The sequence below is a fragment of the Sedimentitalea sp. genome (assembly GCF_039973035.1).
Taxonomy (GTDB): Bacteria; Pseudomonadota; Alphaproteobacteria; order Rhodobacterales; family Rhodobacteraceae; genus Sedimentitalea.
On the sequence record NZ_JBDWLR010000057.1, the window covers coordinates 62,178 to 87,913 of the forward strand.

The window sequence follows — 25,736 nt, forward strand, 5'->3', positions numbered from 1 at the left end:
ATGTAAGGGCAAAATCAATGATACGACGCTTTGGCGCGCCGCCGGAGAAGGGCCAAACCTATGTGCGCCGGGTCGGAGCCTATGCGCTTCTGCCCAAGGGCAAGCATCTGCTTTTGACCTGTCAATCCGATCCGGACCCCGATCTGCAGCTTCCTGGAGGCGGAGTGGACCCGGGTGAATCTCCGGTCAGAGCGCTGCATCGAGAAGTATACGAGGAAACCGGCTGGCATATCGCGGAACCACGCCGTATCGGGGCCTTTCGCCGTTTCGTCTATATGCCCGAGTATGATCTCTGGGCAGAAAAGATCTGTCTGATCTACGTCGCCCGGCCAACGCTGCGGATCGGCCCCCCGACCGAACCTTTGCATCAGGAGATCTGGGCGTCGGCCTCTATGGCGGCAAAAGTGTTGGGAAACGCGGGCGACAGACATTTTGCGTCGATGCTTGTCACGTCAATCATCAGGCCCTGAACTCGAATAAAGTGGCGGAGACATCATCCTCCATTCCAAATTCGGGCGACATTTTTTGGGTCAAGGCCCAGAAAAGATCATTCAGAAATTCCTTTCCCGCGCGCTTGTCCGGGCATCCTTTGATCAGATTCACCAATCCCTGCTCTTCCAGCATCTCGCCATTGGTCAGCCTGCTTTCCGTAAAGCCGTCAGAGTAAAGCAGGACCCTGTCGCCCGGCCTCAATTGGATATCAAATTGCGTGCACTTGATTTCCGGCAGCAATCCAATGGGAACGCCACCCTCGCCCACGAATTCCGAAGCTCCGTCAGCGCGCAGTATCAACGGACACGGATGTCCTGATTGTACCATCTTCAGAACGCCGGATTGCAGGTCAGCTACGGCGTAGATCATGGTAAAATATTCCTCGATCCCGGAATCCGCGAGCAATCGTTCGTTCAGCATCTTGGCAACTGTTCCAGGATCCCGAAAGGCGTAGCTTCCATCAGCCTGCCGATCCATGCCCAAATTCTGATCCGGATAGTCACTGCTCAGCAAACCACCCAGTTTGGCGGTCATCATCGCGGATGTAATGCCATGACCGGAAACATCGATCGAATAAAATGCGACTTTTTGATCGTTTGGCGAGAACATCCCCACCAGATCGCCACCGATATGGCCACAAGGTTTCAACAACAGGCTTACCCGCGAGCGGCCAAAGGTCCGCGAGAGTTCGGGGACGAGGGATTGCTGGATCTTCTTGGCCTGAATCAGATCCTTGTCGATCGTGTCATAGGCTACGCGAAGCTGGGCGAGCGTGTCGGATATCATCTTGTTCTTATCCGACAATTCGCGCTGCATCTCGAGAATTCTCTCGCCTGCAGAGATGCGCGCGCGCAACTCGTCGGCATTAACCGGTTTGGTCAGAAAATCATCCGCCCCAGCGTCCAGACCCTGGGCGACCTCGTTCTTTTCGCTCTTGGAGGTGAGAAGGATAAAATAGGCATAATCAGCACCAGACAAGTCTCGAAAGACGCGGCAGAATTCCAGCCCGGACATCCCCGGCATCATCCAGTCGCTCAAGACCAGATCGGGGCGGAAATTGCGGCATAGTTCTATCGCCATATCACCGCTTTCCGCTTCGATGACATCAAAGCCCCACTTTTTGAGCGATGAGGCGATGATGCGGCGTTGCAGGCGGCTGTCATCCACCAGAAGAACCTGTCGAATCGACCTGAAATCAGATTGGCCTGCGATCTGAATCCGGCTTGCCGGAATAGCAGTAGACATGGTGAATCCGCGTTTTGTTACCTGTTTCGCCTCATCTTGAGCGCTACAGCTTAACCGCGAATGAAGGTTAAATTTGTTCGCAGTATGCCCCTGTTCATTTACCCGGCATTTGCCCAGTCTGTGCGCATGCTATGGTTTTCGAGTATGATGATGGATGAGACATGATTGATTGGTCTCGGGTAAACGAACTGTGTGGCGAAGTTGGCGCTGAAGAATTTGACGAGGTCGTCGAACTCTTTCTGGAAGAAGTCGAAGAGGTCATTGCAAAGTTACGGACGGCACCGGACATATCGCAACTTGAGCAGGATTTGCATTTCCTCAAAGGCAGCGCACTAAGCTTGGGTTTCGCTACTTTCTCAGACCTTTGTCAGGTCGGGGAACGCGTTTGCGCAGATGGGCAGGCAGATCAGGTGAACGTCCCCGAAATCATAGCGGAATTCGAGAGATCCAAGGCTGGATTTCTTGCCGAATTGCCAGTGCGGCTGGCCGCTTGATCGAAAGTCGGTATGTGAACTTGCCGCGTACGAAGATAAGATTGGTGATCTTGGATTGGCACGTGGTCGACATTTTCTAGACCAGAAACTGCGCCAAGGTGTCGTCATTGGTGATGTCGCGGTAGGCAAACCCGGCCTCGTCTAAGCGCGCGAACAACCGCACGAAGCTGTCCGAGTGCTTGCTTTCGATACCAATCAGAACCGACCCGAAATTGCGTGCCGATTTCTTTAGGTACTCAAATCGCGCGATATCGTCGTCTGGTCCAAGAATTTCGAGGAAATCTCGCAATGCACCGGGCCGTTGCGGTAATCGCAAGATCAGGTATTTCTTGACCCCTGAGTACCGTAACGCACGTTCTTTGACTTCAGGCAGGCGTTCGAAATCGAAATTGCCGCCCGACGTGACGCAAACGACCGTCTTGCCGCGAATCTCGGTTTGCAACTCGCCAAGCGCCTCGACAGACAAAGCTCCGGCCGGTTCAAGAACGATGCCTTCGACATTCAGCATCTCGATCATCGTGGAGCATATGCGGTCTTCGTGCAGAACGATCACGTCTGACAGGGGAAAGTCCTTCAGTAACGCGAACGTCTTTTCCCCGATCCGCCCAACGGCCGCACCGTCAACAAAGGTGTCGACGTGCGGCAAAGTAACCGGATGCCCTGCCGCCAGCGCGGCTTTCAGGCAGGCACCACCGGCCGGCTCGACAAAGACGGCGTGGGTGTCTTGACCAAAATAGGTAGACACACCGGATGACATGCCACCGCCACCCACGGGCAAGAGGATCATATCCGGAGCCTTGCCCAACTGATCCTCAATTTCAACGGCGACCGATGCCTGCCCTTCGATGACATCCTCGTCGTCAAACGGTGACAGAAAATATCCACCTTCTTGTTTGCACCACTCCTGCGCCTTAGCCAGAGTTACGTCGAAATAGTCACCGACCAGATGTATCTCGACATGATCACCGCCAAACATGCGGGTCTTTTGAATTTTCTGCTGCGGTGTGGTGACCGGCATGAAAATCACGCCTTTGACCCCCATATGCATGCACATGAATGCCACGCCTTGCGCATGGTTTCCGGCGCTGGCGCACACAAACAGCTTCTGTTCCGGCAATTTGCGCATGGCATTGAAGGCCCCGCGCAGCTTGTAGGATCGGACCGGGCTCAGGTCTTCGCGTTTAAGCCAGATATCCGCGCCGAATCGATCGGACAGATGAACGTTCCGCTGCAGCGGCGTTTGCGGGAACACCTCGCGCATGGCTACCTCGGCAAGCCGGGCCTTATCCTGAAAATCGCTCATCCGGCATCAATGGCCCAGCAAACCGCCCATAACAAGCCCCGGAGCCCGCCGCGCCTGACGGTTTAGTCAAAAGACCGTCCCTCGACAAAATGCCCGTACAAGGTGGTCATCAGGCTCGCGTTGAAGAACAATTGGAGCATCCATACGATCAAAAGCGACGGCCACATAAGAAATGGCGTGAGCATGGAGGTTGTGCCGATAAGAAGACTCAGCATGAAATTCACCAAGCCAGCAAACAGAACGACCACGATCAACGTACTCGTCGCACCATTGGTCGCGGCCCAAGCTTCGGACAACTTCAGTGGCTTTTCAATCGCAGCCGCCGGCAAAACGGGAAGGAACCGATAGAACGCGAGTGACAAGACGAACATAAACAGCAGGTAGAGAAGATTTACTGCGACGGCCCCGCCTGAGCCGATCCCACCGAGGGATGTGAGCCCGAACATGACTATAAACATAAACAGGCCCAGGATCAGACAAATCATCAGAAACCGACCGACATAGGCAAGCACAGGGCCAAGCCGAAACGGCGGGAGCCATCGATTGGGGTATTCCTCAAGTAAAACAAATCGATGCCAGGAAATGACGATCCACAAGAAGCCCAACATGTAGATGATCACTGCCAGACTCAGGTAAGCAAAACCTTCATCGGCCTTTAACATCTCATACATTGCCTCCGGGTCGATAAGCGAGATCATGCTGAACCCTCCCATCGACAGGATCGCATACACAACCGCACACACGATCAACAACGGCAGCAGGCCGATCTTTAGCACCTGCTCGGCGTTTCTGATCAACATCCCGACGGAATGGACAACGATGTTCCAAGCTTTCAAAGTTCTAACTCCCAAAACAGTCTTCTCCCGGACGTTAAACCCTGCTTTGGCCTATAGAAAGCCCCGGCATCTTGCCCCTTCGGCCAAAAGACGGTATCGGCGCTGCAATCCACTGATGAGGTTACTTTTATGTCTGCGCCCAAAAAAGTCGTACTGGCCTATTCCGGCGGTCTGGATACGTCGATCATCCTGAAATGGTTGCAAACCGAATACGGTTGCGAGGTGGTTACCTTTACCGCCGATCTCGGTCAGGGCGAAGAGCTTGAGCCGGCACGACGCAAAGCCGAGATGATGGGCGCGAGTGACATTTATATCGAAGACCTGCGCGAAGAATTCGTGCGCGACTTTGTGTTTCCGATGTTCCGCGCGAATGCCCTCTACGAAGGGCTTTACCTGCTGGGTACCTCGATCGCGCGCCCGCTGATTTCCAAGCGACTGGTCGAGATTGCGGAAGAAACCGGTGCCGACGCGGTGGCCCACGGCGCAACCGGCAAAGGGAACGACCAGGTCCGGTTCGAACTGGCCGCTTATGCGTTGAACCCGGACATCAAGGTGATCGCGCCCTGGCGCGAGTGGGATCTGTCCAGCCGGACCAAGCTGATTGATTTTGCTGAAAAGAACCAGATTCCGATCGCCAAGGACAAGCGCGGCGAGGCACCCTTTTCGGTAGATGCAAACCTGCTGCACACGTCGTCCGAGGGTAAGGTCCTTGAGGATCCTGCCGAAGAGGCGCCGGATTACGTTTACCAGCGGACCGTCCACCCCGAGGATGCGCCGAACGAGCCTGAGTTCATCGAAATCGGCTTTGAAAAAGGCGATGCGGTCAGCATCAATGGTGAGGCGATGTCGCCCGCCACCATCCTGACGCGGCTGAATGAGCTTGGTGGCAAACACGGCATTGGCCGGTTGGACCTTGTCGAAGGGCGCTTTGTCGGGATGAAATCGCGCGGCATCTATGAAACGCCGGGTGGCACCGTTTTGCTCGAGGCGCATCGCGGGATCGAACAGATTACGCTGGATCGCGGAGCCGCGCACCTCAAAGATCAGATCATGCCGCAATATGCGGAACTGATTTACAACGGCTTCTGGTACAGCCCCGAACGCGAGATGTTGCAGGCACTGATCGACAAGAGCCAAGAGCACGTGACCGGTACCGTCCGCCTAAAACTCTACAAGGGTCTCGCGCGCACGGTTGGTCGTTGGTCGGATATGTCACTCTACTCCGAAGAACACGTCACGTTCGAGGACGACGCGGGTGCCTATGATCAGAAGGACGCCGCCGGGTTCATCAAGCTCAACGCGCTGCGTCTGCGGTTGATTGCAATGCGGAACCGCCGCCTCAAATGACAGATGAAACCGACGCCGAGCTCTTTATAGAGGCACAGGATACTGTGTGGGCGTCGGTGATTTCTGAACTAACGGCGGGCAAGAAACAGAGCCACTGGATGTGGTTTGTGTTTCCGCAACTGGCGTCGCTGGGCCAGTCACACATGGCCCAGCTTTATGGCATCCACAATCTAGCCGAAGCGCGTGCCTATCTGGGCGATCCTGTATTGCGCGGGCGCCTCGTCGAAGTGAGCCGCCTGTTGCTGAGCCATCGGGACACGTCAGCAGAGGACATACTGGGATCGACTGACGCACAAAAGCTTCGGTCATCGATGACGTTGTTTGCCGCCGTACCCGGCGCGCCCGACGAATTCTCGACTGTTCTCGACGCCTTTTTCAACGGTGAGCCCTGCCCGTTGACGCAACAGGCGCTGAATATCTAGAGAGCGACTGTTTTCAACCGGTTATAGTGCTTCATCGCAGCGTCGTGCACGTCCTGCAGATGTTCCGGCACATGTGGCAGCGGCCCTTCGGCGGCAGCAAATCCGGTGCTTTTCCAGACAGATCCATACCAATGCGGCGCCCATGGGCCATCTTCGGGGTGTCCACCGCGCGGCCAGGACAGCATTTTGGGCGTGAACGGCAGGCCGATGGCCTTGCAGAGTCGCCTCAGCATCTTGTCCGGATCCTTGCGGATGTCTGTGCTGTCGATCACCACCGGGCTGCCCTGCCAGCTGTTCACTTCGTCAAACAGTTCCGCTTGCTGGGCAAAGCCGATGTCATCAAGCGTCGGATCCTCGCGTTTGGCGGCATAGCTGGCAATCACACGCGCGGGATGCCGGATCAGGAACACATTGACCATGTCCCGCATCCATTTGCGCGACACGCCCGGCACCATGTGTTGGGTCATGTGTTTTTGGTAATAATGGGCGAAATCTCCGGGTACCGGGCCGGTGATCGACTCAATCACGTCACTGGGATCGGTCGATTGCGCTTTGAGAATCGCCTCGCTCATTGGGTGGTCCAGCCCCGTTGCGGCAAGATAGGCGGCGTAGAATGGTTCATCCACCACGGCGCAATCGTCGCGCGCGCCGAACGAATACATCATTGCCGTCGACAGATTTCGTGGCCCCGACCACATTGCAATCCGCATCAGGCGCATTCCTTTTCGATGAGGCCCTTGTACAGCGCGCGAATCCGTTCCGTCATCGGACCCAGATCACCGCTGCCGATGCGTCGCCCGTCGATTGACCCGACTGGCGTTTGCGCGCCGAACGTGCCGGTCAGAAACGCCTCGTCTGCGCCATAGGTATCAACCAGGCTATAATTGCGCTCGTGCACGGGGATGTCATTTTCCCGGCATAGGTCGATCACTTTTTGCCGGGTAATCCCGTTCATGCAATAATCCCCGGTGCTGGTCCAAACTTCGCCTTTGCGCACGATAAAGAAGTTGCAGGCATTGGTGGTATTTACGAACCCGTTCACATCCAGCATCAGCGCCTCGTCGGCCCCGGCTTTTTCCGCCGCAATGCAGGCAAGGATGCAGTTCAGCTTGGAATGGCTGTTCAGTTTGGGATCTTGCGTCATCGGCAGCCCCCGCAGATGCGGAACTGTTGCCAGTTGGATGGGCCGGGGCAATCGGGGTCGCGAATGCTCCATGATGATCACCATGGTCGGACCCGATTTGCTGAGGGAGGGATGCTGAAACGGACGCATCTTGACCCCGCGCGTCACCATCAGCCGCGCATGGGCATCGGTTTGCATGTCATTGGCGGCCTGTGTTTCACGCAAGGCCGCGATCACGCCCTCACGATCCAGACCGATATCCAGATCAATCGCCTTGGCGGCCTCAAACAGCCGGTCCATGTGCTCGTTCAGAAACGCCCATGTCCCGTTGTAGAGACGCAGCCCCTCCCAGACGCCATCGCCCAGCATGAAGCCGCTGTCATAGACACTGACCGTTGCTTGGGCCTTGGGTACGATTCGACCGTCCACGTAAATGCGGATGTCTTCGTTTCTGGCGTCTTCTTCGGCCTGATGTGTCGACATTTTCTCTGTCATAGGTGTCTCCCGACCCGTTCTTGCGCGGCGCTTCCCGGTCACTTGCCGTCACCTCGGCGTGACATTTCATGTCATGTCTTGCCCGGTCTCTGGCAACAAGACAACCTGTGCGTTGATGGAGAGAGAAATGAAAACACTGAACACCTTTAAGCCGATTCTTCTGACGATCCTGATTGCGACCGCGTTCTGGATCAAAGGACACGAAGTCAACGCCGCAGAACCGCAGACCCTGACGGTTGCAGGAGGGTGTTTCTGGTGTGTAGAAGCGGATTTTGAAAAGGTGAACGGCGTGATCGGCGCGGTGTCAGGCTATACGGGTGGTCAGATCGCGAACCCTACCTACAAACAGGTGACGCGTGGTGGAACCGGCCACTACGAGGCGGTACAGATAACCTTTGATCCGGATACAATCAGCCGGACGACGCTGATGGACATGTTCCTGCGTTCAGTTGATCCCACCGATGCCGGCGGACAATTCTGTGACCGCGGCGATAGCTACAGAACCGCAATATTTGTATCAGGCCAAAGCGAAACGACTTTGGCCAAAAAGGCCGTTGCCGCCGCGCAGGCGGAGTTGGGCCAAACGATTGTCACACCGATCCTGCCCGCATCACCGTTTTATCTGGCTGAGGATTATCACCAGGACTATTACAAAGGGCGCTCGTTGGTTTTGACGCGAGCCGGACCGAAATCACAGGCTACGGCCTACAAGTTCTATCGCGATGCCTGCGGCCGCGACGCGCGTGTAAAGGAACTTTGGGGCAAAGCGTTGGGGTGATCCTTGCCTGTCAGCACGGGTAAGGCTCGGTGGGTTAGATAAGGTTGAAGACCCTCAGCCACCCATCAACATGGTCCACCAGATCTTGCCACTGGAATCCTGATACCACGAGAACCCCATGTCGCGGGCGCGTCGGTCCATGATCACATCGCGTGTGCCGGTTGCATCCATCCACGCGGCCAGTGTTTCCAGTTCGGTCTCGTAGGTTTCAGAGATGTTTTCGCCAAGCATCGCGCCCGGATAACCGGCGCGCTGCGCCCGGTCGATGGGCGACGATCCGTCAGAACCGAAATGCCATGGCCGGTTTTGCACCGACATATCTCGGGAGTGGGTGGCTGCGGCGGCGTTGAGCTGTGAATTCAGCTGTACCGGTCCGGCACCTGCAGCCGAACGGAGGGCATTGACGGAATCAAGAACGCGAAACTGGATGTCGTCTTTTTGACTGTTGCGGATCTTATAGACCTTGGGAAGTGGCAGCCCATCGGCACCGATGCCACCCGATGTGGGCGTGTCACATGCCGAGAGCACCAAAAGACCGGCCAACAAGAAGGAAATGAAGCGTATCATGGGCTACCCCGACATGTATGTTCCGATTGCAATTAACCTGAAGAGCAGCGATGCGCAAACTCACACTTGCTGTCTTACAGGCCATTGCAACCGATTGATTTGCGACTGCGGCATTCTGGCCATATGATTCGTACGATTCGGTACGTCGACGTAACGCAGGTGATCGAGATGAAATTTAAACCAAATACGACGCAGACACGCCGCAGTTTTCTGGCCACGGGCGCTGCCTTTGCCGCTGCGCCACTTATTGCTCAGGAAGAGGGATATGACCCGCTGCGGCCACCGCCAGAAGCCGAAGCGCCGGTGCGACACAATATTTCGAGCTTTCGGTCGGTCGACTGGCGACCGCATTTCAGCTCTCTGAGGAACGGCGCGATTCTGGTTGATACCCGCTCGCGGGCGCTTCATTTTTGGTCAGAGGACCAAACGACCTACAAACTCTTCCCGTCCAGTGTTCCCCTGACCGAAGAGATGACGCGTCGCGGTCGGACCAGCGTGATCCGCAAGGTTGTCGGCCCCAGCTGGAGCCCGACTCCTTCAATGCGAAAGCGGAACCCGGAATGGCCAAGCTATGTCCCACCCGGACCCGATAACCCACTGGGTACGCACGCTTTGTATCTGGGCTGGAAATACTATCGAATTCACGGCACGCACGATACGCGCAAAATTGGGCGCCAATCATCGAACGGTTGCATCGGTCTCTATAACAACCACATCGAAGAGCTATTCGGGATGACCAAGGTCGGCACACAAGTGTTGCTAATTTGACGACATTGCCGTGTTCGTGGGCCTCATCCTTCAATCAACAGTTTGCAATCGCTGCACATTGCTGCATAGAAAAAACACGAGGTAAGTCATGGTGCGCGGTTCGTTTGAATGGACCGTGCTAACTCTGGAGGTTAATATGAAGAAACTCGTTCTCGCCGCTGCACTGGCTGGTGCTGCTTCGACCGCAACTGCTGGCAACCTGGCAGAGCCCGTCGTGGAAGCACCCGTTATCGTAGAAGAAACAACCAGCTCTTCGAGCGGCATCTGGCTGCCGTTGCTGCTGCTGGTTCTGGTTGGCGCCGCTGTTGCAGCAAGCTAATCACTGGCACTAGACTAGGGAAAAGGCGGTGGATTTCCACCGCCTTTTTCTTTGGCTGACCGGGATTAATCGTCAGTCGATCCATCCGTTCAGATTCTGATCGATCACCCCCGCGAGCGCCGCGATATGGGCGTCGTCATCGTTCAGGCATGGGATATAGGTAAAGGTTTCACCGCCAGCCTCGATGAAACTGTCCTTTATCTCCTCGTTGATTTCTTCAAGTGTCTCAATGCAATCAGCGGAAAACGCCGGCGCACAGATGGCGATGTTCTTCTTGCCGCTCTGGGCCAGACGGGCAACCTCTTCGACGGTATAGGGCTGTAGCCACTCTTCCGGCCCAAACCGGGACTGAAAGGTTGTCGTGATGTCGCTGTCGTCCCAACCCAACCGCTCGCGAAGCAGTCGCGAGGTTTTCTGGCAGTGGCAATGATATGGATCGCCTTCGGTCAGATAACGGATCGGGACACCGTGATAGGAACAGACGAGAACATCAGGTCGACGATCCAGACCCGCATAGGCGCGTTCGACAGATTGCGCGAGCGCATCGATATAGGCGGGCTGATCAAAATATGGGGCAACCGTGCGCGCGGCAGGCTGCCATTTTTCATCCATCAACGCGCGAAAGAACGCATCATTTGCTGTCGCCGAGGTAGCACCCGCATATTGCGGGTAGAGCGGAAAGAACAGGATCTTGCGGCACCCGGCCGCGATCATATTTTGGACCCGAGATTTGGTCGATGGATTACCATAGCGCATGCAAAAATCGACCATGACACGGTCACCATGGCGGTCGGCCATCGCCTGGGTTATTTTGGCAGTCTGATCCTTGGTGATGGTCATGAGCGGGCTTTCCCCCTGCTCTTCATTCCAGATCGACTTATATGCTGCGCCGCTGGAAAATGGTCGCTTTGACAGAATGATCAGCTGCAGCAAGGGCTGCCATTTCCACGACGGATAATCGATGACGCGCTTGTCCGAAAGAAACTCGCTCAGATACCGCCGCATGGACCAATAGTCGTAATTGTCGGGCGTCCCGAGATTGGCGAGCAACACACCAACCTTTTCAGGAGGAATACCGGGGTGATCGGCGGGGGCATGCGCAGGGCGCGGTGCGGCATTGGATGTGTCGAGCATTGTGTATCCTGATCGCAGGGTGTTTCTGTGCAGATAACCGCTTTTGCCTTCGGGTCAATCAGGCAGTTTGGTTTCACGAGTCATCAGGGCATCCGCAAGGCGGGCCTGTGCCGAACCTGGACGCAGCGGCTTTGGCTGGCTGTCATCGGGCGACCAACCCGTCAGGCAAATCATCTCAAACGTGGCAGGCAGGTATCCATCAGGCGTGGCATAATTCTCGCGATAGAGCGCTTGCGCCATCTCGAACACCGGGCGCGGTGTTGGCCGGCGCAGCCGTGAGGCGAGCGCATTTGTTTCGCCCATGTCACGCAGATCTAGCATGAGGTGGGCCAGATCCCGGTATTTCGCAATTGATGCGTGCCCATCCGCGACCGGAAGGTTCAGCCCTGCACGCTGGAGTAGCGCTCCGACTTCGCGGATTTCCGCCATGGGCGAAACTCGTGGAGAAATTCCCCCTGACACACGGCTTTCTGCATCAGTCAGCGCGGCGCGAAGTTCGTAAAGCGTACGCCCACCAAGCAAAACCCCCAGGAACAGACCGTCTGGGATCAGGGCGCGACGGCATTGAATGATCTGACCAACCGGATCGTTCGACCAATGCAAGCACATGGCATGGATGACCAAATCATGCTGCCCTGCCTCAAGCTCCAGCGTATCGCTGTCTGAAACCAACTTTGCGTCCGTGAAGTCATGCTGCCAGATCTCGGGAAATCCGGTCACGATGGCGATGGATTTAAAGGTCCTGTTAACCATCGAAAGGCGATCCTTGATCTCGTCGACAGCGAGTTGCTGCAAGAAAAGGTCGTCAGCGCGGGCGCGACTGCGGTGGCGCAGCAGGGCAATGCGGTCAAATATCCGGGGTGCATGGGTCATGGGCGGAAACTAGGCGGATGTTGGCAAGGATTCAAACAGCAGTATCCCTACTGTACCCTCCGCGGTGCCTTGGTTGTGGCTACATGGTGGAAAGCGATTTTGGCTTATGTGGACCCTGCTGGCGCGAGACCTCGTTCATCGGTGGGACAGTATGCGAATCCTGTGGCACTCCTTTGCCGGGCGCGGTTGATGGACACCGGATCGAATGCGACGATTGCATGGCGCACCCGCACCCCTGGTCCCACGGCCGTGCGGCACTGATGTACGAGGGCCGCGCCCGGCAACTGGTTCTAGCGCTGAAACATGGGGATCGACCAGAGATCGCCCGCCCCGCTGGTCGCTGGTTGGCACATGCGGCACGGACGATCCTTGTACCGGATACGATTGTGGTGCCCGTTCCGCTACACTGGTCCCGGTTTCTGAAACGGCGTTACAATCAGTCGGCCTTGCTAGCGCAGTCTTTGGCACAGGAACTGGGGATCGAAGTCTGCCCTGACCAATTGCTGCGACGAAAACGGACTGCGACGCTCGAAGGGAAAACGGCCGAACAACGGTTTATCACCCTCAAGGACGCCATTCAGCTCAATCCGAATCGCATGGAACGGCTGCAGGGGCGCACCGTATTGCTGATTGATGATGTCATGACCACCGGCGCGACGCTCAGTGCCTGTTCCGTGGCTTGTCAGGCGAGCGGAGCGAAAGATGTACGGGTGCTGACACTGGCACGAGTTGCAATGGATGCTTAGATCATCGACAACACGGTCACATATCAGAGGTACGCGAATGCAAACGGTCGAAATTTATACATCGCCACTTTGTGGTTTTTGTCACGCTGCCAAACGGCTGTTGGATCAGAAGGGTGTCGATTTCTCTGAAATCGACGTCTTGGCCAATCCGGAACGCAAGCCGGAAATGATCCAGCGCGCGCAAGGCGGGCGAACCGTGCCACAGATCTTTGTCGGCGAGATGCATGTTGGTGGCTGCGATGATCTCTTTGCGCTCGAACGGGCAGGCAAACTCGATGCATTGCTGTCCATATCATGAAAACGGCTCTGGTTCAGCTAAGTTCTTCCGACGATCCTGATGAAAACCTCGGGAAAATTCAGGGATTTGTTGCCGAGGCTGCCAGTGCTGGAGCAGGTTTTGTTCTGACGCCAGAAGTCTCAAACTGTCTCTCTACAAGCCGGCGTCATCAGAATGATGTTCTCAAGGTGGAATCCGAGGACGCAACGCTTGCCGCTCTACGTGCACAGGCCGCCGAGCTGAACATATGGCTTCTGATCGGTTCACTGGGGCTCAAGACTCAGGATGCGGACGGACGATTCGCCAACCGATCCATTCTGATCGCCCCGGATGGCGAGATTCAGGCGCGGTATGACAAGGTCCACATGTTTGATGTGCAGGTCACGCCGGAAGAAACATATCGCGAATCGGACGGATACCGCCCCGGAGACCGGGCGGTTGTCGCCGATACTCCCTTTGGAAAGATCGGCTTGAGTATCTGTTACGATATTCGTTTCCCCTATCTTTACCGAGCCTTGGCGCAAGCTGGCGCGCGCATCCTGACGGTTCCTGCCGCGTTTTCCTATGTCACCGGCGCTGCGCATTGGCATAGCCTTCTGCGCGCCCGTGCAATTGAAAACGGCTGCTATGTGCTGGCCCCTGCACAGACTGGTGTTCATCAGAGCGGCAATGGGAAACCCCGTAAGACATACGGGCATAGCCTCGTGGTATCACCCTGGGGGGAAGTGTTGCTCGATGCGGGCACTGAAACCGGCGTGTTCGTCTTTGATATGGATGACTCGGCGGTAGATGAGGCGCGCCGCAAGGTGCCCTCTCTCACGCATACCCGCCAATTCGAGGGCCCATAGCGATGCCACGGTCATGAACGACGACACGAATGCCCTCGCTGTAACTCTGTTCAGCGAGATTCTGGCGGCGGACCAATTGCTGCGAAATCGGCTAAGCAAAGTGTTGCCCAAGGGGATGGAGATCTCGCATTTCTCGGTGCTCAACCACCTTGCGGTCATCAGCAAGGAGCGCACTCCGGCGCAGCTGGCCGATACATTCCACGTCACCCGTGGGGCGATGACAAACACTTTGGGCAAACTTGAACTCGCCGGTTATGTGCACATTCGCCCGGATTGGGACGATGCCAGACGCAAGCTTGTCGCGATCAGCCCTGCGGGAAGACAGGCGCGTGAACAGGCGATTTCGGCGCTGACGCCGGTGATCAATCAGGTCGTGGGCGAATTGGGCACCGCCAAGGTTCGCGCCGTTTTACCCGTGTTGCGGGAGCTTCGGATGCGCCTTGAAGCAAATGGTTGAGTATTATACGCATCTTTTGTGACAATTTCGCCAACGTTGCGTAACTTTCGCAATAATTCCGCTCCTGCTGGAAACATATACCAATTTATTAGTAGTTTGATGTCAATTTGTGCATATTGTTGAATGGCGTAGTTTTGGGAGGAACGGGATGCTTCGCACAATTCTCATCGGCACATGCATTTTGATTCAAGGCACATTTGTTCGTGCGTTGCCTGACGGCCGTATTGCGGTTCGCGTCGGGTCAAGCGAGTTCATGGGCAAGCCGGTTAGCTCGGCTATCTGATCAGCCTTAAGGCTCAAAATGACGAAGGGCACGCTCGAATTGAGCGCGCCCTTCATAAGCAGCTTCTATTTTCCGGATCAGTCCAGCGTACGTGTCACTTCTTCGCGTTCAAAGATCTCGATCACGTCTGCCGGGCGGATGTCGTCATAGTTTTCGAACGCCATACCGCATTCCTGACCTGACTGTACTTCAGCAACTTCGTCCTTGAACCGCTTCAGCGTTTTCAGCGTCCCTTCGTGGATCACCACGTTGTCACGCAGAAGACGCACACCAGCGCTGCGGCGGGCGACGCCCTCGGTCACCAGACAGCCGGCAACTTTGCCAACGCCTGTCACCTTGAACACTTCCTTGATCTCGGCGTAACCGATGAACTTTTCGCGAATCTCGGCGCTCAGCAGTCCGCTTGCCGCGGCTTTGACGTCGTCAACAAGGTCATAGATCACCGAATAATACCGTATCTCAACACTCTTCTGGTTCGCCGTGTTCCGCGCACTCGCATTGGCACGAACGTTGAAGCCCATTATCGGTGCACCGCTTGCCTCGGCCAGGCCGACATCGGTTTCAGTGATGGCACCAACACCCGAATGCAGCACGCGCACGCGGACTTCGTCGTTGCCGATCTTCTCCATTGCCTGAACGATCGCTTCTGCAGAGCCCTGCACATCGGCCTTGACCAGAATCGGCAACTCGCTGACGTTCTCGTCTGCCTTGGCGTTCGCCATCAACTGTTCGAGCGTGGTCGCAGCACCAGCCGCAGCACGTTTTTCCTTGGCGAGATTGGCACGGTAATCAGCGATTTCGCGCGCTTGTGCTTCGGTATCGACAACGTTCAGCACGTCGCCCGCTTCAGGTGTGCCATTAAGGCCGAGAACCTCGACAGGAACCGACGGGCCGGCGTCATTGACCCGCTCACCCTTGTCGTTCTCCATGGCGCGAACCTTACCCCACTGCTCACCGACGACAAAGATATCGCCCTGACGCAAGGTGCCATTCTGCACCAGAACTGTTGCCACCGGGCCACGACCTATATCGAGCTTGGCTTCGATAACGGCACCCTGTGCCGCGCGGTTCGGGTTAGCGTGCAGTTCAAGGATCTCTGCCTGAAGCGCGATTGCTTCGAGCAACTGGTCCAGACCCGTGCCATTGATTGCCGACACTTCGACGTCTTGAACATCGCCTGACATCTTTTCGACGACCACTTCGTGCTGAAGCAGATCGGTGCGCACCTTGTCAGGATTGGCATCCGGGCGGTCGATCTTGTTGATCGCCACGATCATCGGGACCTTGGCCGCCTTGGCGTGGTTGATCGCCTCAATGGTCTGCGGCATCACCGCGTCATCCGCAGCAACGACCAGAACAACAATATCGGTGACCTGGGCACCACGCGAGCGCATTGACGTAAACGCAGCGTGGCCAGGTGTATCGAGGAAGGACAACAGCTGTCCGTCTTCGGTTTTGACCTGATAGGCACCGATGTGCTGGGTAATGCCACCCGCTTCGCCGGAAACCACCTTTGCTTTCCGAATCGCATCAAGCAGCGAGGTCTTGCCGTGGTCGACATGGCCCATCACGGTGATGACCGGCGGACGCGGCATCAGATCCGCTTCATCATCCTCGGTCTGGGTGATGACGTCTTCGACGTCGGCGTCAGAGACGCGCACAACCTTGTGGCCAAATTCCTCGATGATCAGTTCTGCGGTATCCGCATCAATGGTCTGGTTCTGCGTGACCATCATGCCCATGTTCATCAGCGATTTGACGACTTCACCGACGCGTTCCGCCATGCGGTTCGCCAGTTCGGAAACCACGATCGCCTCGGGCAGATTTACGTTCCGCACCACCTTTTCGCGCTCAACACTGCCGCCCATCGCCTTCTGGCGTGCGCGTTCCTGTTTACGCTTCATTGCGGCCATCGACCGCTGCCGTCCACCTTCGCCGCCACGCAACGCTTGGTTCAACGTCAGCTTGCCTGAACGACGCCCATCATCATCACGGCCCTTGCCGCGCGTGTTGCGTTGCTCGCGTTCGCGGTCCGTCTTGCGAGGGGCCGTGGCTGCGGGTTTGTTTGCTGTCCTTGGCGCGGCGGCCGCTTCGGGCGCGGCGGCCGGTGCAGCAGCGGCGCGCTTTGCCGCTTGTTCCGCTTCCAGACGCTGGCGTTCTTCTTCGGCGGCCTTGGCCTTCAGCGCTTCTTCGCGCTCGCGCTCTTCACGCTCCTTGGCCTCGGCTTCGGCACGGCGGCGCTCACGATCTGCCGCGCGTTCGCGTTCTTCTGCCGCGCGTGCAGCAGCTTCTTCGGTCTCGCGCGCCTTGGCGGCCTGCACGGCCTTAAGACGACGGTCCATTTCCGCATCGGTAATACCGGCAGGGCGCCGCGACGGATCGCTGGCGGGCGTGGACATCGGAGAACCGGACTTGCCGGCACCCGGCTTGGGAACCACAACGCGCTTGCGCTTGGTTTCGACCACAACGTTCTTGGTCCGACCGTGACTGAAACTCTGCTTCACGTTCCCCGGACGGGAACCACCACGCAGGCCCAATGTCTTTTTGCCGTCAGTATCGCTCATAAAGCTCTTTATCCTTCCAGGCGGCCCTTGCCGCCTTCCGTTTTGCGTACACCGCGCAACCGCTGCGCTTCCTCTACAACACGTTGGGCGAGTCCGCCAGAGGCGAGCGCCGCATGTATCACAGTTTCGCGACCGAAGGCCAATCCCAACTCATCAGACGTCAACCAACCGATGTAATGGCCAAAATGGGGTGTGCTTAGTTTCGATTTTCCACGGCCTGAACCGTCCACGGCCTGAAGCAGGATCAATGCCTCTTCCTTGGACAGCCAGTCCTTTACTTTTTCGTACCCGGCAACAGCGGCGCCAGATTTGCGGGCCAGGCTGATCAGGTCCACGACCCGGCGCGCCAGTTGCCGCTCTACTTCATCGGTCAGCCCCTCGGGGATCTGAACCTGTGTCTTGAGGCCACGGGCAAACAGCTTTTTGGCAACTGCCTTGTCCACCGCCGCGCGATCTGCCGCGACATAGACACCCCGCCCAGGCAACTTGCCCAGAATATCCGGAACCACCTGCCCATCGGGGCCCAGAACAAACCGGACCAGACCGAATTTAGGCTGCACTTCGCCCGTGACTATGCACTTGCGATCCGGACCGTCCGACCGGTCCTTGACGACGCCACCGCGACTCATGTTGTCCCTACCGGGGCCTGAGATCAGGCCCCGACCTCCGAAGTCTGTTCTTCGCTGTCTTCTGCCGTCACGTCCTCGTTTTCTTCTGTTTCGTCGGCTTCCAGATCGGCAGGATCGACCCAACCAAGCAGGATACGTGCAGTCATTACGAGAGACTGGGCTTCTTCCAGCGACATATCAAAGGGTTCCAGGATACCGTCATCCTTGACCCGCTCGCCATCGATTGTCGTCCAGCCGCCGGCCAGCTCCCAATCCGCACAGGTTGCAAAGTCTTCCAGCGTCTTGACGTCGTCCTTGGCAAGCGCCTCAATCATCTGGGGTGTCAGACCCTCAAATTCAACCAGGCTGTCCTCGACACCCAGAGCGCGGGCATTATCAAGCGCCGCTTTGGCCTGTGCTTCGAGGTTTTCGCGGGCACGTGTCTGGAGCTCTTTGGCGGTGTCTTCGTCAACACCGTCGATCACCAGAAGCTCATCCAGCTCGACATAGGCAACCTCTTCGAGATTGGTAAAGCCTTCGGAAACCAGTAGCTGGGCAAAGAACTCATCGACATCCAAGGCGTCCATGAACAACTTCGTGCGCACTTCGAACTCTTTCTGGCGACGCGCGCTTTCCTCTTCTTCGGTCATGATGTCGATATCCAGACCGGTCAGTTGACTGGCCAAACGCACGTTCTGACCGCGACGACCAATGGCGAGGCTCAACTGCTCTTCCGGCACCACGACTTCGATACGCTCGGCTTCTTCGTCCAGAACCACCTTGGTGACTTCTGCAGGTTGCAGGGCGTTCACGAGGAAGGTTGGCTGATCTTCATTCCATGGGATGATGTCGATCTTTTCGCCCTGAAGTTCGTTCACCACGGCCTGCACCCGGCTGCCGCGCATACCGACACAGGCACCGACGGGGTCAATGCTGTTGTCATAGGAAATCACGGCGATCTTGGCGCGGCTTCCCGGGTCACGGGCAACGGCCTTGATCTCGATGATGCCGTCATAGATTTCGGGCACTTCCATTTTGAAGAGTGCCGCCATGAATTCCGGGGCAGTCCGGCTCAGGAAAATCTGCGGACCGCGCGGCTCGCGGCGCACATCCTTGATGTAGCAACGGATACGATCGTTCGGTCGATAGCTTTCGCGGCCGATCTTTTCGTTGCGGCGCAGGATCGCTTCGCCGGTGCCGACGTCAACCACGACGTTACCATATTCCTCGCGCTTGACGACGCCGTTGATGATGGTGCCGGCACGATCCTTGAATTCTTCGAACTGACGGTCACGTTCGGCTTCACGGACACGCTGCAGAATCACCTGCTTGGCGCTTTGCGCTGCAATCCGGCCCATTTCCACCGGGGGAACTTCTTCGATGTATTGATCGCCGATCTGAGGCTCCGCGAGATACTGTTTCGCCTGATCAACGGTGAACTCGGCCTGATAGTTCTCGAGTTCTTCTTCATCGACCACTGTACGCACACGGGTAAACGTCGCCTTGCCGGTCTTGCGATCGATGGACACACGGATGTCCATTTCCGCGCCATAGCGGCTCTTGGCGGCGCGGGCGAGCGATTCTTCCATCGCCTCGACCACCAGTCCGGGGTCGATCATCTTTTCGCGCGCCACGGCCTCGGCCGTTTGCAGCAGTTCGAGCTGGTTGGCGGATGTAATGGCCATCAGTTGTCCTCCTGAGGAGACTCTTCGGTCTCGATCTCGTCAAAATGGTCTTCGTTCAGAGCGCCCGCCGCCTTGCGTTGGCGGAGCATTTCCTTGATCAGATCGTCGGTCAACACCAGTTTGGCATCACTCAGCCAATCGAATTGCAGACCGATGGTGCCTTCTGCGATATTGATCAACACCTCTTCGCCTTCGACCCCGGCCAGCTCGCCCTTGAAGCGGCGGCGGCCATCGATCAGCTCGGTGGTTTCAATCTTGGCCTCATAGCCTTCGTAGGTGTCAAAATCTTTCAGCCGGGTCAGCGGGCGGTCGATGCCGGGGCTCGAGACTTCGAGCGCATAGGTATCCAGAATCGGGTCTTCGACATCCAGCGTTGCGCTGACAGCATTGGAGACTTCGGCGCAATCATCCACTTCGATTCCGCCGCCGGGCCGATCGACCATGATCTGCAATGTTGTCTGCTTGCCGCTCATCAGCCGAATGCGCACGAGCTCAAACCCCAGGTCTTCGATAACCGGGGTAATGATTTCGGCGAGACGCCGGTCAATCGCAGCTTTTGCAATCAGATCGTTCATCGTGTCTTTCTATCCAGAGCGCGGGCACAAAAAAACGGGCCCGCGGCCCGTCAAAATTTCCGGTGGAGCCTCGGGACCAGAGCCCGACGCGCCGCTGTTGAAAAGGCATATACGCCCAGCATTCCGAATCTGCAACCCCCGACGGGTATCGCCGCGCTATATCACCGGCAAAAGGCGTTTCAGCCGAGCCACCACCGCTCGGCCAAACGGCCATCATCCAGCAGCCCCGCGCCAATTTCGCGCGGCCTTCCGACACTTTTGCGCATCGCCAGCGCCATGTTTTCGGAAGACGGGTAAAAGACCAGATCCGCGTGCCCTCGTAGGGATTCATCCTTGGGAATCGCTGCGATATCGACAAACCCGTCGCGCAGTGCCTCAGCACGAACGGTAGCATCGGGAATGACCAAGGCCTCGACCGTGTCCACCCATCCCGCGCGTCCGGCCTTGTAGTGGTCCGTAACCTTTTGCCCCAGATATTGCCGATCCGGCACCAAACGCTCGGTCCGGTAACACCCGGTGCCAATATTTCCATGTCGCGCGATGGCAAATTCGGGAGAGGCAAGGACAAACGGCAGGTCGGATCGCGCCTCTTCAAGCTCGATTCGCAGCTGCATCGGGTTTGTCGCCTCAATGTGCTTTGCGAGATCAAGTGGCTCAGTCAGACACTCAACGACACCTGCGGCACACACCGCTGTTCCGTCATGAAACCTGACGCCCTCGCGCAGATCAATGACCCATTCACGGCCCTTTGCCTCAGCGTACCAGCCTGTTGCAAGCTCGCCGTTGAGCGCCCCGTTCGGCGCAATTTCGGTCAGCCTATCGTATGCAGCACCATGCGCCAGCCGCGCAAGATTGTCGTCGCTTCGCGGGAGCGCGATTCGCAAGCGCCCACCCTGACGCGGAGATGCCTCAAGCGACACGCCCGTTGCAGCGAGCAGTGCTGCAGCAACACCGGAGGAAAAAAGGGCGCGGCGATCAAGTCTTGTCATATCAGGTCAACGCCTCGGCAATCCGGTCCATCACCCGTACCAGTTCCGCGCTGATGCCCGGCTCGGACAGCGCGTGACCTGCATTGCGGATCAATTTAAGATCTGCAGCAGGCCAGGCCTCGGCCAGATTCCAAGCGGATGTTGGTGGACAGATCATATCATATCGCCCTTGAACAATGACGCCGGGAATATGAGCGATCCGATCGACCTGAGCAAGGATTTGCCCATCACGATCCAGAAATCCCTTATTGATGAAATAGTGATTCTCCAGCCGGGCAAAGGCGCGCGCGTAGTCGCCGGGGCCTTCTCCCGACATGCCATTTGAATGAATCGAGGCGAGCGAATTCTCCCACGCCGACCAAGCGCGCCCATAGCGGGTTTCAAGTGGCAGGTCCCCGGAGAACAGGCGCCGGTTGTAGGCGCCGATCATGTCGTCGCGTTCATCTTCGGGAATCAGGGCAGAGAATCGCGCCCAGGCTTCGGGCCAGAACTTTCCGGCACCGCCACCGTAGAACCAATCAAGCTCTGCCTGCGTCATCAGAAAGACGCCACGCAGGATCAGGTGCCGGACTCGATCCGGGTGCGCCTGCGCATAAATCAGCGACAATGTGGCGCCCCAACTGCCACCAAAGACCAGCCACGAGTCGATATCGAGTGTTTGGCGAATCAGTTCTGCATCATCCACGAGGTGCCAGGTCGTGTTGTTCACGACCGACGCATGCGGCCGCGACCGTCCGCATCCGCGCTGATCAAACAGGATAATGCGATAGAATTCCGGGTCGAAATACCGCCGCATTGCCGGGCTGCACCCGCCTCCGGGGCCGCCATGCATGACAATCACGGGAGTTCCCGCAGGGTTGCCACATTGTTCGACATAAATCGTGTGCCCGTCGCCCGTTTCCAGCATCTGCTGGTCATATGGGTCAATCGGCGGATACAGATACTGAACTGCGCGCTTTTGGTCCGGGTATTTGTCCATGCGTGCCCTATATAATGCGTATCTGATAAAAGAGCACATGGAGACAGGAATGCAAGCGTCCCCAAATACTGTTGACCCGGCGGAAGTCGCCAAGTTCGAAGCGATGGCGGCCGAATGGTGGGACCCGGCGGGAAAGTTCAAACCGCTCCATATGCTGAATCCTTGTCGCCTCGACTATATTACGACACAGATTGCCGGAGAATTCGATCGCGACCTGACCGAGCACCTTCCGTTTAAAGGGCTTCGCATTCTGGATATCGGGTGCGGTGGCGGTCTTTTGTCCGAACCGATGGCCCGCTTGGGTGCCGAAGTGGTCGGAGCGGACGCGGCAGAGCGCAACATTCCCGTCGCGCAGGTGCACGCAGCCCAATCGGGGCTGAACATTGATTACCGCCATACCACGGCCGAAGCGCTCGCCGATGCGGGCGAGCAATTTGACGCAGTTCTGAATATGGAAGTGGTCGAGCACGTTGCCGACCCACTGGCCTATCTGACCGCCTGCAAGACGCTTTTGAAACCGCGCGGCCTGCACATATGCTCGACGATCAACCGGAACGCCAAGTCGTATATGGTTGCAATCGTAGGAGCTGAGGTGGTGATGCGCTGGCTGCCGCGTGGCACTCATGAATGGTCCAAATTCATCACACCCGACGAACTTTACGACTTGCTGACACAGGCGGGTCTGACCCCCGTGGATCGCAAGGGCTTTGTGTTCAATCCGGTGACTTGGGACTGGAGCCTTTCGGCGCGCGATCTCAGCGTTAATTACGTAACCGCCAGCACCAAGGCCTGACGGCCTGATCACGCCAAAAGCTGGCCGTTTTCGCTTCCCGTGATCGTCGCTTGCACAATCTGCCCCTCGGGTTGGGGCGCGGCGAAGCGAACTTCGGTGAATTGTTCCGTGCGTCCCATGTGGGCGTTTTCCATCAGAACCTTATGCGTTCTGCCAATCTGGGCCGCGAGGTGGAGTTTGACCTGACGCTCACCTTCGGCCCGCAGACGCGCGGCGCGGTCTTTGATGATGTTGCCGTTCACCTGGCTCGGAATGCGTGCGGCTGGGGTGCCTTCGCGCTTGGAATAAGGGAAGACATGGAGCCAGGTCAGGTCGCACTCCTGCACCAGCTTAAGGGAATTCTCGAAATGCGCCTCGGTTTCGGTCGGGAAACCGGCGATGATGTCCGCCCCGAACGTCATATCGGGCCGCAATGCCCGCGCCTCTTGCGCGAACCGGATCGCGTCATCGCGCAGGTGTCGGCGCTTCATCCGTTTGAGAATCAGGTCATCCCCGTGCTGTAAAGACAGGTGCAGATGCGGCATCAGGCGCGGTTCCGTGGCGATTGCAGACATCAGGTTTTCATCGACTTCGATACTGTCGATGGAACTGATCCGGAGCCGGGGCAAATCCGGCACCAGCTTTAGAATGCGCATGACGAGATCGCCCAGACGTGGTTCCGACGGCAGATCGGCCCCCCAACTGGTCAGGTCCACTCCCGTCAGCACAACTTCGTTATAGCCACGATCGACCAGTCGCTTGATCTGATCCACCACAACGCCAGCCGGAACGCTGCGCGAATTGCCCCGGCCATAGGGAATGATGCAAAACGTACAGCGGTGATCGCAGCCGTTTTGAACTTGCACATAGGCGCGCGAGCGCGTGCCGAAGCCGTCGATCAAATGGCCCGCCGTTTCAGTCACGGACATGATGTCGTCGACCTGAACGGCTTCGGTGCCGAAATCCCCGGCAAGTCCCGTCCAGGTCCCGGCCTGCATTTTTTCAGTATTGCCGATAACCGCGTCGACTTCGGCCATTTCGGCAAACGACTCGGGATCGACCTGAGCCGCGCACCCGGTGACGATCAGGCGCGCACCCGGATTTTCGCGCCGCAGTTTCCGGATCTCTTGTCGGCCCTTGCGGACCGCCTCTGCGGTCACGGCGCAAGTATTGACGATCACTGCATTGTCTAGCCCAGCCTGAGCGGACAACTCTTTCATCGCCTCAGTCTCATAGGCGTTCAGCCGGCATCCCAGCGTGGTAAACTTCGGCGTGTTCATCGAATACTGTCCAGAAACTCGGCGGTAAACCGGCCCGAAAGGACGGTCATTGTCGGCCCCGTCATCCAGACACCATCATCACGCCAATCGACCAGCAGGCTGCCGCCATCCAGATCAATCTGCACAGACCGGCCTGTCAAACCGCGCCTCGCCGCCGCAACTGCCGTCGCACAAGACGATGAGCCGGACGCAAGTGTCACTCCGACACCACGCTCCCAAACCCGCATACGGATGTGGTCGGGTCCGACAACCTGCGCCACCTGAACATTCGTACGCTCGGGATAGAGCGGGTGATGCTCGTAACGCGCCCCAAACTCCACCAGCGGAATTGCTTCGGCATCCGGGACAAAAAATGTACAGTGGGGATTGCCCATGCCGGTCGCAGTCGGCGCCCCTTCAATCGGAAGCTCAAGAGTATCCATCGCTTCGGCCAGCGGAATATCCTGCCAGTCGAGCTGGGGCTGGCCCATGTTGACCGCCGTTTGCCCTGCGCCAACGTCCTTTGCCAGCAATTTCCCACGATCCGTTGTCAGACGAAGCTCAGTCTTTCCCGTTTCGTCCATCAGATATCGCGCGATACAGCGCGTCGCGTTGCCACACGCCGCAGATGTAGACCCATCCGCATTGTAAAAGGTCAGATGCGCGTCACCGTCACCGTTGCCAATCAGGGCTAGCTGGTCAAACCCAACGCCAAAATGACGGTCCGCAATAGCCTGTGCCATTGCCGGGTTGATCCGCCAATCCTGCGCACGTGCGTCCACAACGACAAAGTCGTTGCCAAGCCCGTGCATTTTCATGAAGGGCAAACCAGTGTCCAAATCGTTCTGCATCCCCGGCATATATCCACGCCATGTAAGAGAATCCAGTCCGCCGATACGAAACTGTTCATCAGGACTTGACCGCAGCCTGCGGGTTTTCTAGGTAGGCCGCCGTGCTCAAACGCAGGAATCGCCGTATCAGGCGGGTTTTTGCGAAATATGTGGTTGATCCCGTCGGATGGATTAGCATAGAGAGCATCACGGATCGGCAAGCGATTCAAAATAGTGTGGGCCGTTAGCTCAGTTGGTAGAGCAACTGACTTTTAATCAGTGGGTCGCAGGTTCGAATCCTGCACGGCTCACCACTGAATTTATCAACAAAATGAATAGCTTAATACTCCAGCCCCCAGCGGAAACGCGCGGGAAGTGCTCACGGAGTTACTTCTTGGGGGACATATGGGGGGCAATACTCGCTGATAAGTTTTGAACAGCCCCACTTGAGTGGTCCAAATTGAGAGTTAGTGCATGAATGGCCCTTGGTCCATCTGAACGATGGCCTCTGGCGCAGGTGGGCGGTAGCCTAGGGTCTGGACCCATTGATTTCAGGCGAGCATCATGATTCACCGCCGGAAAACTGAGCGGTGATATGTCTGATCTTTTCTGGTTGAGCGACGCGCAGATGGCGCGTTTGAAGCCCTATTTTCCGAAGTCGCACGGCA

At 57.2% G+C, this 25,736-nt stretch carries 28 protein-coding genes and 1 tRNA gene; 13 read left to right on the top strand and 16 right to left on the bottom strand.

Features of this window, described 5'->3' with window-relative positions:
• Positions 1-17: 17 nt before the first annotated feature.
• A complete protein-coding gene (locus ABJO75_RS14055; protein WP_348127000.1) occupies positions 18-470 on the top strand; it encodes an NUDIX hydrolase in 453 nt (150 codons plus the stop codon).
• Here ABJO75_RS14055 and ABJO75_RS14060 read toward each other — a convergent pair.
• Positions 460-1,737: a fused response regulator/phosphatase gene (locus ABJO75_RS14060; RefSeq protein ID WP_348127003.1), complete on the bottom strand. Its 1,278-nt coding sequence runs from the start codon at positions 1,735-1,737 to the stop codon at positions 460-462. The two genes, ABJO75_RS14055 and ABJO75_RS14060, sit on opposite strands and share 11 nt — an antisense overlap.
• A gap of 161 nt (positions 1,738-1,898) precedes the next feature.
• Here ABJO75_RS14060 and ABJO75_RS14065 point away from each other — a divergent pair, with 161 nt between their 5' ends.
• Positions 1,899-2,231: an Hpt domain-containing protein gene (locus ABJO75_RS14065; RefSeq protein ID WP_348127005.1), complete on the top strand. Its 333-nt coding sequence runs from the start codon at positions 1,899-1,901 to the stop codon at positions 2,229-2,231.
• A gap of 76 nt (positions 2,232-2,307) precedes the next feature.
• Here the strand turns inward: ABJO75_RS14065 and ilvA are convergent, their stop codons facing one another.
• Both ilvA and ABJO75_RS14075 read right to left on the bottom strand, forming a co-directional pair.
• On the bottom strand, positions 2,308-3,534 hold the full coding sequence (ilvA, locus tag ABJO75_RS14070; RefSeq protein ID WP_348127007.1) for a threonine ammonia-lyase IlvA: 1,227 nt from the start codon (positions 3,532-3,534) through the stop codon (positions 2,308-2,310).
• A gap of 62 nt (positions 3,535-3,596) precedes the next feature.
• Entirely contained in the window at positions 3,597-4,370 is a 774-nt protein-coding gene (locus ABJO75_RS14075) for a hypothetical protein (RefSeq protein ID WP_348432490.1), read from the bottom strand.
• 129 nt (positions 4,371-4,499) lie between these two features.
• Between ABJO75_RS14075 and ABJO75_RS14080 the strand changes: the two genes are divergently transcribed.
• A complete protein-coding gene (locus ABJO75_RS14080; RefSeq protein ID WP_348127012.1) occupies positions 4,500-5,717 on the top strand; it encodes an argininosuccinate synthase in 1,218 nt (405 codons plus the stop codon).
• A complete protein-coding gene (locus tag ABJO75_RS14085) occupies positions 5,714-6,139 on the top strand; it encodes a DUF1810 domain-containing protein (protein ID WP_348127015.1) in 426 nt (141 codons plus the stop codon). The genes ABJO75_RS14080 and ABJO75_RS14085 overlap by 4 nt, the downstream gene beginning before the upstream one ends.
• Here ABJO75_RS14085 and ABJO75_RS14090 read toward each other — a convergent pair.
• Both ABJO75_RS14090 and ABJO75_RS14095 read right to left on the bottom strand, forming a co-directional pair.
• On the bottom strand, positions 6,136-6,849 hold the full coding sequence (locus ABJO75_RS14090; protein WP_348127018.1) for an HAD family hydrolase: 714 nt from the start codon (positions 6,847-6,849) through the stop codon (positions 6,136-6,138). The genes ABJO75_RS14085 and ABJO75_RS14090 overlap by 4 nt on opposite strands.
• Positions 6,849-7,757: a D-amino acid aminotransferase gene (locus tag ABJO75_RS14095; protein ID WP_348127020.1), complete on the bottom strand. Its 909-nt coding sequence runs from the start codon at positions 7,755-7,757 to the stop codon at positions 6,849-6,851. The genes ABJO75_RS14090 and ABJO75_RS14095 overlap by 1 nt, the downstream gene beginning before the upstream one ends.
• A 127-nt stretch (positions 7,758-7,884) precedes the next feature.
• Between ABJO75_RS14095 and msrA the strand changes: the two genes are divergently transcribed.
• Entirely contained in the window at positions 7,885-8,535 is a 651-nt protein-coding gene (gene msrA / locus ABJO75_RS14100; protein ID WP_348127022.1) for a peptide-methionine (S)-S-oxide reductase MsrA, read from the top strand.
• Between the two features lie 54 nt (positions 8,536-8,589).
• Here msrA and ABJO75_RS14105 read toward each other — a convergent pair whose 3' ends face one another.
• The gene (locus ABJO75_RS14105; protein WP_348127025.1) at positions 8,590-9,102 is read right to left on the bottom strand and encodes a CAP domain-containing protein; all 513 of its coding nucleotides are present in this window, start codon (positions 9,100-9,102) and stop codon (positions 8,590-8,592) included.
• Positions 9,103-9,270: 168 nt separating this feature from the next.
• On the opposite strand from ABJO75_RS14105, the gene ABJO75_RS14110 reads away from it, so the two are divergent.
• A complete protein-coding gene (locus tag ABJO75_RS14110; RefSeq protein ID WP_348127028.1) occupies positions 9,271-9,870 on the top strand; it encodes a L,D-transpeptidase family protein in 600 nt (199 codons plus the stop codon).
• A gap of 136 nt (positions 9,871-10,006) precedes the next feature.
• Entirely contained in the window at positions 10,007-10,189 is a 183-nt protein-coding gene (locus tag ABJO75_RS14115) for a hypothetical protein (protein WP_348127031.1), read from the top strand.
• Between the two features lie 72 nt (positions 10,190-10,261).
• Here ABJO75_RS14115 and hemH read toward each other — a convergent pair whose 3' ends face one another.
• Both hemH and ABJO75_RS14125 read right to left on the bottom strand, forming a co-directional pair.
• Positions 10,262-11,323, bottom strand: a complete 1,062-nt coding sequence (gene hemH / locus ABJO75_RS14120) for a ferrochelatase (protein ID WP_348127034.1) — start codon at positions 11,321-11,323, stop codon at positions 10,262-10,264.
• 54 nt (positions 11,324-11,377) lie between these two features.
• Positions 11,378-12,196: a methyltransferase domain-containing protein gene (locus ABJO75_RS14125; protein WP_348127036.1), complete on the bottom strand. Its 819-nt coding sequence runs from the start codon at positions 12,194-12,196 to the stop codon at positions 11,378-11,380.
• A 17-nt stretch (positions 12,197-12,213) separates the two neighbouring features.
• On the opposite strand from ABJO75_RS14125, the gene ABJO75_RS14130 reads away from it, so the two are divergent.
• The 4 genes from ABJO75_RS14130 to ABJO75_RS14145 are packed head-to-tail and all read left to right on the top strand — an operon-like array spanning position 12,214 to position 14,524.
• Entirely contained in the window at positions 12,214-12,942 is a 729-nt protein-coding gene (locus ABJO75_RS14130; protein WP_348127039.1) for a ComF family protein, read from the top strand.
• Positions 12,943-12,979: 37 nt separating this feature from the next.
• Positions 12,980-13,240, top strand: a complete 261-nt coding sequence (gene grxC, locus ABJO75_RS14135; RefSeq protein WP_348127041.1) for a glutaredoxin 3 — start codon at positions 12,980-12,982, stop codon at positions 13,238-13,240.
• Positions 13,237-14,067: a carbon-nitrogen hydrolase family protein gene (locus ABJO75_RS14140; RefSeq protein WP_348127044.1), complete on the top strand. Its 831-nt coding sequence runs from the start codon at positions 13,237-13,239 to the stop codon at positions 14,065-14,067. Before grxC ends, ABJO75_RS14140 begins: the two co-directional genes overlap by 4 nt.
• Before the next feature lie 13 nt (positions 14,068-14,080).
• On the top strand, positions 14,081-14,524 hold the full coding sequence (locus ABJO75_RS14145) for a MarR family winged helix-turn-helix transcriptional regulator (RefSeq protein ID WP_348127047.1): 444 nt from the start codon (positions 14,081-14,083) through the stop codon (positions 14,522-14,524).
• Positions 14,525-14,884: 360 nt separating this feature from the next.
• Here ABJO75_RS14145 and infB read toward each other — a convergent pair whose 3' ends face one another.
• The 6 genes from infB to pip form a co-directional block, all read right to left on the bottom strand.
• Positions 14,885-17,371 (bottom strand): translation initiation factor IF-2, encoded by a 2,487-nt coding sequence (infB, locus tag ABJO75_RS14150; protein ID WP_348127050.1) that lies wholly within the window; start codon positions 17,369-17,371, stop codon positions 14,885-14,887.
• 8 nt (positions 17,372-17,379) lie between these two features.
• A complete protein-coding gene (locus ABJO75_RS14155) occupies positions 17,380-18,000 on the bottom strand; it encodes an RNA-binding protein (RefSeq protein WP_348127053.1) in 621 nt (206 codons plus the stop codon).
• A gap of 23 nt (positions 18,001-18,023) precedes the next feature.
• Entirely contained in the window at positions 18,024-19,664 is a 1,641-nt protein-coding gene (gene nusA / locus ABJO75_RS14160; protein WP_348127056.1) for a transcription termination factor NusA, read from the bottom strand.
• A complete protein-coding gene (gene rimP / locus ABJO75_RS14165; protein ID WP_348127058.1) occupies positions 19,664-20,239 on the bottom strand; it encodes a ribosome maturation factor RimP in 576 nt (191 codons plus the stop codon). The genes nusA and rimP overlap by 1 nt, the downstream gene beginning before the upstream one ends.
• A 179-nt stretch (positions 20,240-20,418) precedes the next feature.
• Complete coding sequence (locus ABJO75_RS14170) at positions 20,419-21,228, bottom strand: ABC transporter substrate-binding protein (RefSeq protein ID WP_348127060.1); 810 nt, start codon at positions 21,226-21,228, stop codon at positions 20,419-20,421.
• Between the two features lies 1 nt (position 21,229).
• Complete coding sequence (pip, locus tag ABJO75_RS14175) at positions 21,230-22,207, bottom strand: prolyl aminopeptidase (RefSeq protein WP_348127063.1); 978 nt, start codon at positions 22,205-22,207, stop codon at positions 21,230-21,232.
• 49 nt (positions 22,208-22,256) lie between these two features.
• Between pip and ubiG the strand changes: the two genes are divergently transcribed.
• Positions 22,257-23,000, top strand: coding sequence for a bifunctional 2-polyprenyl-6-hydroxyphenol methylase/3-demethylubiquinol 3-O-methyltransferase UbiG (gene ubiG / locus ABJO75_RS14180; RefSeq protein WP_348127065.1), 744 nt, complete (start codon positions 22,257-22,259; stop codon positions 22,998-23,000).
• 8 nt (positions 23,001-23,008) lie between these two features.
• Here ubiG and mtaB read toward each other — a convergent pair whose 3' ends face one another.
• Together mtaB and dapF are read right to left on the bottom strand one after the other, a co-directional pair.
• Positions 23,009-24,259 (bottom strand): tRNA (N(6)-L-threonylcarbamoyladenosine(37)-C(2))-methylthiotransferase MtaB, encoded by a 1,251-nt coding sequence (mtaB, locus tag ABJO75_RS14185; protein WP_348127068.1) that lies wholly within the window; start codon positions 24,257-24,259, stop codon positions 23,009-23,011.
• Entirely contained in the window at positions 24,256-25,098 is an 843-nt protein-coding gene (gene dapF, locus ABJO75_RS14190) for a diaminopimelate epimerase (RefSeq protein WP_348127071.1), read from the bottom strand. Before dapF ends, mtaB begins: the two co-directional genes overlap by 4 nt.
• A 208-nt stretch (positions 25,099-25,306) precedes the next feature.
• Here dapF and ABJO75_RS14195 point away from each other — a divergent pair.
• Positions 25,307-25,382: transfer RNA gene (locus tag ABJO75_RS14195), tRNA-Lys, on the top strand.
• Positions 25,383-25,736 lie beyond the last annotated feature (354 nt).